This window comes from Geomonas sp., from assembly GCF_056994735.1.
This window is the reverse complement of record NZ_JBXKJL010000442.1, coordinates 1-1,090: the sequence shown is the minus strand read 5'-3', so window position 1 is coordinate 1,090 and position 1,090 is coordinate 1. Positions and strand designations below refer to the sequence as shown.

The window sequence follows — 1,090 nt, the reverse complement described above, 5'->3', positions numbered from 1 at the left end:
CTGTGCCAGGGCGACGGTGAAATTCATGAGCTTCTCCGCGATTTTTTCTTCATTACTAGCACAGCCGCTATACCTTTTGCAAACCTTTCAGATGAAAAGCGGCTCTCGCTCGTTCGCTACGCTCACTTTCCGCGGAAACGGAAGCAGCCACCTGACGTCCCACTTTTCGGTGGAAACGGAAGGAGCCGCCTGACGTCCCCCCCTTGTCAAAGGGGGGACAGGGGGGATTTGCCTCTCGATGAAGCTGGCAGTGAAGATCGCTTCGAGCAGGGACGGCCGGACTGCGCAGGGAATCGCTGCGGAGGAGATAACTGTCGGCTACAACAGCACCACGAGCACAACGCCTCCTGCGATAACCGACAGGTTGCAGACGGCGGAGACCCCGTGCAATTTCCCGAACTGGCGGCGCAAGGGATTATCCTTGGGGGTAGTCTCGAAGGAGACGATCTGGCGCTTGAGTTCGGCTGCCTTGGGTTCAATGTAGAAGGCCTGAATCGAGGAGAGCGTCAGCATCGCTGCGATTATCACCGCTGCGGGAATCGTGTACTTCCCCGAGATCACGATGCGGCAGATGAGGGCGATGATGCCGCAGGCCACGCCCCAGCGGAAATAGCCGGGAAAGAAGAGCCCGACGATCCGGGCGGCAGTGTCGCGGCTTTCGTAGCGGAACAGGAGAGGGGTGAGAACAAAGGTAAAGAGAGCCGCTCCCCCCAGCCAGAGGGAGATGGCCAGGCGGTAGATGATGGCAACGATCTGCATAAGCGCCTCCTTCGGTGCTTGCGGTGGAATGTACTGCTAAAAGTTATTGAATCATCGCTACACGTGCTTCGACAGGCTCAGCACGAAGGGCTGTTGACATTGAGCCGGTCGAAGATGCTCTTTAGTTCATCAGACAATTTCCTTACTAGTACGCCAGGTCGAAGGCGTTCCTGATATGCTCGATTTCCGGCACGTCATGCTCATGCAGCACGATGGCGATGACGTCAAAGCGGGCTTCGGCGTCATAGAGACGCCGCTTTGACAGCCAGACCAGCGCGGCCTTGGAGATCTGCCGCTGCTTGAAAGGGGTAACGGCAAGCTGGGGCGGACC

The 1,090-nt window shown here is 57.8% G+C and carries 3 protein-coding genes; 1 reads left to right on the top strand and 2 read right to left on the bottom strand.

Translation table 11 applies throughout. The annotated features are described in order from the left end of the window. The coding region (locus AC11W3_RS19230; RefSeq protein ID WP_484093568.1) for a hypothetical protein at positions 1-193 on the top strand (193 nt) is incomplete at its 5' end. 125 nt (positions 194-318) lie between these two features. Here AC11W3_RS19230 and AC11W3_RS19225 read toward each other — a convergent pair. Beyond that, entirely contained in the window at positions 319-759 is a 441-nt protein-coding gene (locus AC11W3_RS19225) for a DUF4149 domain-containing protein (RefSeq protein ID WP_484092165.1), read from the bottom strand. Between the two features lie 145 nt (positions 760-904). After that, positions 905-1,090 (bottom strand): YraN family protein (locus AC11W3_RS19220; RefSeq protein ID WP_484093567.1); only part of this gene is annotated, 186 nt, incomplete at its 5' end.